This window comes from Thermoanaerobaculia bacterium, from assembly GCA_035717485.1.
Taxonomy (GTDB): domain Bacteria; phylum Acidobacteriota; class Thermoanaerobaculia; order UBA5066; family DATFVB01; genus DATFVB01.
Window position 1 is genome coordinate 1 of the sequence record DASTIQ010000272.1, and the last position, 7,893, is coordinate 7,893.

The following is a 7,893-nucleotide window of genomic DNA, read 5'->3' on the forward strand; positions in this document are numbered from 1 at the left end:
CCCGACGCCGGTGTGCAGCCGGCAGATGCGGCGGATCTCGTCGCGGCCGAGCTCCCGGTCGAAATTCGACGACGCGAGCACGAGGTAGTCGTTCCCGAGGGCGTGATATTTCGCGAATTGCATCGGGGACCCCCCGGCGCCGGCGATTGTACGACTTTTCCCGCATTGACTCCGGAAATGCGTTCGCGCAGAATCCGCCGACTCATGACGCTTCGCACCGTCCGGGCCGGCGAGCTCGCCGAGAGCCTCTTTCCCCGGTTCGTCGACGAGCTCGCCGAAAAGTTCGACGATCCCGCCCTCGACCGGAACGACGTCGTCCGGGACACGCTCGCCGACGTCTACGGGCATCGCTCGCGGGGAGAAACCTCGCTGGCCGCCGGGGTCGTCGCCGCGTCGTTCGACCCGCGCAACGCGACTCTCGAAGCGGAGTACTACAAGGAGATCGATCCGGGGAAGTGGGCGCGCGTCAAGCCGCTCCTCTGGTTCTGGCAGATGTTCGACCACTCGCCGATCGGCCGCAACGTGCTCCTCGGCACCCGGATGCGCGCGATGCTGGCGAAGCGGGTCTTCCGGCGGTGCGGGCGCAACGTCCGGATCTTTCACGACTGCGAGTTCTCGTTCGGCTACAACCTGACGGTCGGCGACGACGTGACGATCCATCGCCACGTGCTGATCGACGACCGAGGGGAAGTCGTCATCGGGAACAACGTGTCGATCTCCGACTTCGCGAACATCTATTCGCACGCGCACGCCGTCGAGGACATCAACGACGTCTCGCTCGGAAAGACGGTGATCGGCGACAACACGCGGATCACGTACCATTCGACGGTTTTTTCGGACGTGAAGATCGGGCACGACGCGATGCTCGGGTCTCACGGCGTCGCCAACCGGGACGTGCCCGACTTCGAGATCTTCGGCGGCGTTCCCGCGAAGAAGATCGCGCAGAAGAAAGGGCATCCTTGAAGCGGAAGCGCGAGCGTCTCCTCCCGCCGAGTTGAAGCGAACGCTTCGCGTCGCTTGACTCGGCGGTCCGCCAGATTGACCGCGGGTTGTCCATGGGACGGGCCTGATGACCGTCCCGGCTCGCTTGACCCGGCGGAAAAGCCCATCCGACTCGGCCCCGACCGATAGAATCCTCGCGTGCTGCGCGACCTCACGATCCGGAATCTCGCGATCGTCGAAGACCTCTCGCTCGAGCTCGGGCCGGGATTCACGGCGATCACCGGGGAGACGGGGGCGGGCAAGTCGATCCTCGTCGACGCGCTCTCCCTCCTGTCGGGCGGCCGCGCGTCGGCGGACCTCCTCCGCCACGAAGCGGACCGGCTGACGGTTTCCGCGCGGTTCGACGGCGTCGACGGGCGCCCGCTCGAAGAGGCCGGGATCGCGGCCCCCGACGGCGAGATCGTCGTCCGCCGCGAAATCGGCGCCGACGGAAAGGGGAGGGCGTTCGTCAACGATGCGGCGGTCGCGGCGAAGACCCTCGCGGCGATCGGGGAGCGCCTCGTCGCGATCCACGGGCAGGGAGGGGAGCGGCGGCTTCTCGACGCCGACGCGGCTCTCGATCTCGTCGACGCGTTCGGGGCGCTCGAAGAGAGCGCCGACGAGGTCGCCCGGCGGGCGCGCGAATTCCGCGAGGCGGAAGGCCGCCGCGAGGAGCTCGCGGGTTCGCGTCGCGATCGAGACCGGCGCCTCGACCTGCTCGGATTCGAGATCGCGGAGATCGACGCGGCGAGGCTCGAGGGACTCGACGAGGACGTGCTTGCGACCGAGCGCAACCTGCTCCTCCACGCCGACCGCGTCCGCCAGCTCGGCGAGGCGGCGGCCGCCGCCCTCTCGGAGGACGAGGGGTCCGCGCTCGACCGCATCGGCGAGGCCCACCGGGCGGCGTCGGAGCTCGCGCGAATCGACGGCTCCTTCGCCGAGGTCGAGGCGGAGATCGCCGAGATCAAGGCGCGCGCCTCGGACGTCGCCTCGCAGGTCGCGGGGGCGGCGGCCCGGATCGAGGCCGATCCGGAGCGCCTGGCGGAGGCGGAGGATCGGCTGGCCCGGCTCGCGCGGCTGAAGAAGAAGTACGGGGCGAGCGTCGCCGAGATCCTCGCATGGCGGGAGAAGTCCGCCGCCGAGCGCGACACGCTCGAAAACCTCGACGATTCGCTCGACGAGCTCGCCCGGCGCGGGGCCGCGGCTCTCGCGGCGTACGAGGCTGCGGCGCGTTCGCTCTCCGACGGCCGCCGGGAGTCCGCCCGGAAGCTCTCGGCCGCGGTCCAGAAGAGCCTCGCCGAGCTCGCGATGGAAAAGGCGAAGTTCCGCGTCGAGCTCGCGGAGACGGAAGAGAGGGTTTCGCCGCGCGGACGCGAGCGCGCGGAGATCCTCTTCTCGGGAAACCCCGGGGAGCCGGAGCGGCCGCTCGCCAAGATCGCTTCCGGCGGGGAGCTGTCGCGCGTCCAGCTCGCGATCGAGTCCGTGCTGCTGGCCGGGGGACGCGTCCGCGGCCGGGCCCGGGGGCGGACGCTCGTGTTCGACGAGGTGGACGCGGGAATCGGGGGGCGGATCGCGGAGGTCGTCGCGAGGAAGCTCGCGTCGCTCTCGACGACGGACCAGGTGCTCTGCGTCACGCACGTTCCCCAGATCGCCGCCCGGGCGGGCCGGCACCTGCGCGCCGTGAAGAAGGTCGCCGGGGGAAGGACGCGCGCCGGGGTCGAGGAACTCACCGGCGACGAGCGCGTCGAGGAGATCGCCCGGATGCTCGCGGGAGCGACGGTGACGCCGACCGCCCGCGCCCACGCCCGGGCGCTCCTGGCGGCGCGATGACGGACGCGCGCCACTCGCGCTCGGAGCGGTTCCCCGGCATCGGCTCCGCCGGGCAGCGCCGGATCGCGGCGTCGCGGATCGCGATCGTCGGGGTCGGCGCCGTCGGTTCGGTGGCCGCGGAGATCGCGGTCCGGTCCGGCTTCGGCTCCGTGACGCTCATCGATCGCGACGTCGTGGAGGAGTCGAACCTCCAGCGCCAGTTCCTCTTCGACGCCGAAGACGCGCGCGCGTCCTCCCCGAAGGCGGAAGCGGCGGCGCGGCGCCTCGCCCGAATCGACGGCGCGGTGGCGCTCCGGGCGGAAATCGCGGACCTGACGTTTCGGAACGCCGAAGCGCTGCTCGGCGGGCACGACGTCCTCCTCGACGGATGCGACAATTTCGAGACCCGTCTCCTCGTTTCGGATTTCGGGAAGAAGAGCGGCGTGCCGACGGTCTACGCGGCCGCCGTCGGCTCCGAGGGGATCGTCTCGGTCTCGATGCCGTCGCCGGAATGGCCCTGCCTGCGCTGTTATCTCGGCGCCCTGCCGCCGGCCGGCTCTTCGCCGACGTGCGACACCGAAGGAATCGTCCCGTCGCTCCCTCCCCTCGTCGCCGCCCTCGCGGCGGGCGAGGCGCTCCGGATCGCGGCGGGAAGGCGCCCGTCGCGCGGGGTCCTGACGTTCTCGGTCTGGGAAGGAGACGTCCGGCCGGTGCGCGCGTTCGCGAAGGCGGGGCCCCGGGCGGGGTGCGACGCGTGCGCGGGCCGCCGGTACCCGGCGCTCGAGGGAGAAGGAGCGACGGACGTCGTGCGGCTGTGCGGAAGGAACGCCGTCCAGATCGCCCCGGCGGACCGCGAACGGCCCGACTTCGACCGTCTCGAGCGGGCGCTCTCCGGGTTTCCGGTCCAGCGCTCGGCGCACGTGCTCTCCTTTCCGGCGGAAGGAGTCGTGCTCACGCTCTTCTCCGACGGCCGCTGCGTCGTCCGGGGCACCGAGGATTTCGACCGGGCGAGGAGCCTCTACGCCCGATACGTCGGGAGGTAACGAAATCCGCGTCGCTCTCGGCGAGCTGCTCGCGCGGCCGGACCGCTTCGCGGAATTCCGCCGCGTCCTCGCGCGCGGCGGCGTGGCCGCCGTTCCGACCGAGACGTTCTACGGTCTCGCGGCGGATCCGTGGAACGAGCAGGCGTGCGCGCGCGTCTTCGCGATCAAGGGGAGGGAAGCGGGCAAGGCGCTCCCGGTCCTCGTCGCCTCGGCGTCCGACCTCGCGGGCCTCGGCGTCACGGCCTCTCCCGCCGCGCTCGAACGCGTCGCCGCGATCTGGCCCGCGCCTCTCACGGCGGTCTTCGCGCTCACGACGCCGCTTCCGTGCACGTCGGGAGAGCGATCGCTGGCGGTCCGCGTTCCCGCCCATCCGGAGCTCCGCCGGCTGCTCGCGCGAACGGGGCCGCTGACGGGGACGTCGGCCAACCGTTCCGGCGAGCCCCCCGCCCGGACGGCCGCCGATGTCGGAGCCGCGCTCGGGAACGCGATCGACGTCCTCGTGGACGGTGGCGAGACGCCCGGCGGGCTCCCGTCGACGATCGTCGACGCCCGCGTGGACCCGCCGGCGGTCCTCCGGGCCGGAGCCTTTCCCTGGCCGGAAACACGATAGACTGCCGGTTTTTCGGGCTTTTCTTCGGGAGGTCGCGGTGGGCATCGTCAAGACATACGCCGGCGCCTCGCCGGTCCTGGGCGAGCGGGTGTACCTCGCCGAAACCGCCGCCGTGATCGGCGACGTGGTGCTCGGCGACGACGTCTCGGTCTGGTACGGCGCGGTCGTGCGCGGCGACTGCCATTTCATCCGCGTGGGGGCGCGCTCGAACATCCAGGACAATTCGGTCCTCCACGTCACCCAGAAGACGCATCCGACGATCCTCGAGGAGGAGGTCACGCTCGGCCACGCGGCGGTCGTGCACGGGGCGACGATCCGCCGCGGCGCGCTCGTCGGGATCCGCGCCACGGTGATGGACGGCGCCGACGTCGGCGAGTCCGCGTTCATCGGCGCCGGCGCGCTCGTCACCCCCCGGACGAAGGTGCCGCCGCGGACGCTCTGGCTCGGCGCGCCCGCGAAGCTCGTGCGCGAGCTCACGGCCGCGGAGATCGAGGACCTGAAGCACTACCACTCGAACTATCTCGGGTACAAGGAAGAGTACTTCCGGGTCGACGGGAAGTGGGCCCGATGACGGTCGCTCGCGCCAAGGGGACCCGGGACCTGCTCCCGGCCGACGCTCTCCGGTTCGCCGCCGCGGAAGAGGCCGCGCGCCGGATCTTCGGGGGGTACGGCTACGGCGAGATCCGCACGCCGACGTTCGAGCCGACGGAGTTGTTCGCGCGTTCGGTCGGCGAGGCAACGGACATCGTCCACAAGGAGATGTTCACGTTCCAGGACCGCGGCGGCCGCTCGCTGACGCTCCGGCCCGAGAACACCGCCGGCGTCGTCCGCGCCGTCGTCGAGAACCGGCTCGACCAGGCGCCGATGCCGCTCCGCCTGTGGTACGCGGGGGCGCAGTTCCGCTACGAGCGGCCGCAGAAGGGGCGTTACCGCGAGTTCCGCCAGATCGGGGCGGAGCTCTTCGGCGCTCCGGGGCCGGCCGCCGACGCCGAGATCCTGGTCATGCTCTTCGAGTTCCTCGGCGCCCTCGGTTTCCGCGAGCTCTCCGTTTCCCTGAACGCCGTTCCGGCCGGCGCCGGTCGCGAGAGATTCTCGGACGCGCTGCGGACCTTCGCGGGCGCGCGCGCGGACCGCCTCGGCGAGGACGACCGCCGGCGGCTGGCCGAGAATCCGCTCCGTCTCTTCGACTCGAAGGACCCGGAGGCGGCCGCGATGCTCGAGAACGCGCCGCGCGCGATCGAATTCCTCGATCCCGAATCCCGGGCACATCACGATGCCGTGATGGAGCTCCTGCGGGCGCACGGGATCCCCTTCGCCGAGGATCCGCGCCTGGTCCGCGGCCTCGATTACTACACGAAAACCGTCTTCGAGGTGAAGTCCGCGAGCCTCGGAGCGCAGGACGCGATCCTGGGGGGAGGGCGTTACGACCGGCTCGTGGCCGACCTCGGCGGACCGCCGCTTCCGGCGGTCGGGTTCGCGATCGGCGAAGACCGGCTCGTCGACGTGATGCCGCTCGACGCCGCGGTTCCCGCCGGCCGGGTGCGGGTGATCCCGCTCGGGCCGGAGCAGGAAGGGTACGCCCTCTCCGTCGCCGGCCGCCTTCGCGCGGCGTCGCCGGTCGAGTGCGATCTCTCGGGTCGCGGCGTCAAGAAGGGTCTGGCCGCCGCGGCGGAGCTCGGTTTCGACGAGGCGGCGATCGTCGGGCCCGACGAGGCCCGGGAGGGAACGGTGACGATCAAGAACCTGAAGACGCGCGAGCAGAGGACGATCGCGCTCCCGCCGGCCGGCCGATGACGCGCGTCGAGGGGGGAAAGCTCTCCGCTGCCGACGCCGGCCGCGACGTCCGGCTCCAGGGTTGGATCGCGCACCGCCGCGACTTCGGCGAGCTCGTCTTCGCGACGCTCCGCGACCGTTCGGGCGTCGTGCAGGTGCTCTTCGACGGCGAGAAAGGGGATCGCGCGCTCGTCGAGCTCGCCAAGACGCTCCGCGCGGAGGACGTCGTCGAGATCGACGGCTCCGTCGCCCGGCGCGCGGCCGGCCAGGAGAATCCCGCGATGGCGACCGGCGAGATCGAGGTCGTCGCCCGGAGCGCGACGGTCCTGAACCGGTCGGACGTTCCCCCCTTCGCGATCGAGGACCGCGTGTCGGCGTCGGAAGACCTGCGGCTGAAGTACCGCTATCTCGATCTTCGCCGTCCGTCGATCGCGAAGAACTTCCTCCTCCGCGACGAGATGACCTTCCGCGCGCGGAAGGTGCTCCACGAACGCGGATTCCTCGACGTGGAGACGCCGATCCTCACGAAGTCGACTCCCGAAGGGGCCCGCGACTTCCTCGTTCCCGCCCGGAACCGGCCGGGGGAGTTCTACGCGCTTCCGCAGTCGCCGCAGCTCTTCAAGCAGCTCCTGATGGTCGCGGGCTTCGACCGCTACTACCAGGTCGCCCGCTGCTTCCGGGACGAAGATCTCCGCGCCGACCGGCAGCCCGAGTTCACGCAGATCGACGTCGAGATGGCGTTCGCGACGCCGGAGCGGGTCTTCGAGCTGATCGAGGCGCTCTTCCCGGAGATGTTCGGCGCGGCCGGCGTCCCGTGCGCCCCGCCGTTCCCGCGGCTGACCTACGACGAGGCGATCGAACGGTTCGGGATCGACCGTCCGGACCTGCGGTTCGGGATGGAGCTGGTCGATCTCGCGGGGCCGGCGTCGGGAGCGGGCTTCGCGCCGTTCGACCGCGCTCTCCGCGACCGCGGCTGGGTGCGCGGACTCCGGGTCCCGGCGGGCGCCGACGCGTCGCGCAAGAAGCTCGACGAATGGGGAGAGGTCGCGAAGACGTTCGGGGCCGGAGCGCTCGTGTGGATCCGCCGCGCCGGCGGGGAGCTCGCCAGCCCCGCGAAGAAGTCGCTCGCGCCGGGAGCGCTCGAGCGGATCGGAGACGCGCTCGCGCTCGGCGAAGGGGACCTCGGGCTCGTCGTCGCGGGGTCGAAGAAGAAGGCGGCGGACGCGCTCGCGAGCCTGCGGGTCGCCGTCGGCCGCGAGCGGGGAATGATCGACGACGCGAAATTCGCGTTCTGCTGGGTCACCGATTTTCCGCTCGTCGAATGGGACGAGGGGGAGAACCGCTGGTTCGCGATGCACCACCCGTTCACGTCTCCGCGCGAGGAGGACCTGGCGATCCTCGAATCGGACCCGGGCCGCGTGCGCGCCCGGGCCTACGACGTGGTGTTGAACGGGATCGAGCTCGGCGGCGGGTCGATCCGCATCCACCGCGCCGACGTGCAGTCGCGGATGTTCCGCCTGCTCGGGATCGGCGAAGAGGAGGCGCGGGCGAAGTTCGGATTCCTGCTCGACGCCTTCCGGTTCGGCGCGCCGCCGCACGGCGGGATCGCGCTCGGACTCGACCGGATGTGCATGCTCGCGGCGGGCGCGGCGTCGATCCGCGACGTGATCGCGTTCC

Annotated in this window: 7 protein-coding genes; all 7 read left to right on the plus strand. The window is 71.5% G+C overall.

All coding sequences use genetic code 11. The annotated features are described in order from the left end of the window. The first annotated feature begins 204 nt into the window (after positions 1-204). Positions 205-963, plus strand: a complete 759-nt coding sequence (locus tag VFS34_14165; protein HET9795594.1) for an acyltransferase — start codon at positions 205-207, stop codon at positions 961-963. A gap of 177 nt (positions 964-1,140) precedes the next feature. Beyond that, positions 1,141-2,811 carry a DNA repair protein RecN gene (gene recN, locus VFS34_14170; GenBank protein HET9795595.1) on the plus strand — a complete coding sequence of 557 codons (1,671 nt, stop codon included), beginning with the start codon at positions 1,141-1,143 and terminating at the stop codon, positions 2,809-2,811. After that, positions 2,808-3,833: a ThiF family adenylyltransferase gene (locus VFS34_14175; protein ID HET9795596.1), complete on the plus strand. Its 1,026-nt coding sequence runs from the start codon at positions 2,808-2,810 to the stop codon at positions 3,831-3,833. The genes recN and VFS34_14175 overlap by 4 nt, the downstream gene beginning before the upstream one ends. A gap of 25 nt (positions 3,834-3,858) precedes the next feature. After that, positions 3,859-4,443: an L-threonylcarbamoyladenylate synthase gene (locus tag VFS34_14180; GenBank protein HET9795597.1), complete on the plus strand. Its 585-nt coding sequence runs from the start codon at positions 3,859-3,861 to the stop codon at positions 4,441-4,443. A 37-nt stretch (positions 4,444-4,480) separates the two neighbouring features. Then, on the plus strand, positions 4,481-5,014 hold the full coding sequence (locus tag VFS34_14185) for a gamma carbonic anhydrase family protein (protein HET9795598.1): 534 nt from the start codon (positions 4,481-4,483) through the stop codon (positions 5,012-5,014). After that, positions 5,011-6,237: a histidine--tRNA ligase gene (gene hisS / locus VFS34_14190; GenBank protein HET9795599.1), complete on the plus strand. Its 1,227-nt coding sequence runs from the start codon at positions 5,011-5,013 to the stop codon at positions 6,235-6,237. The genes VFS34_14185 and hisS overlap by 4 nt, the downstream gene beginning before the upstream one ends. Continuing rightward, on the plus strand, positions 6,234-7,893 hold a 1,660-nt coding region (gene aspS, locus VFS34_14195), incomplete at its 3' end, for an aspartate--tRNA ligase (protein HET9795600.1). The genes hisS and aspS, both read left to right, overlap by 4 nt.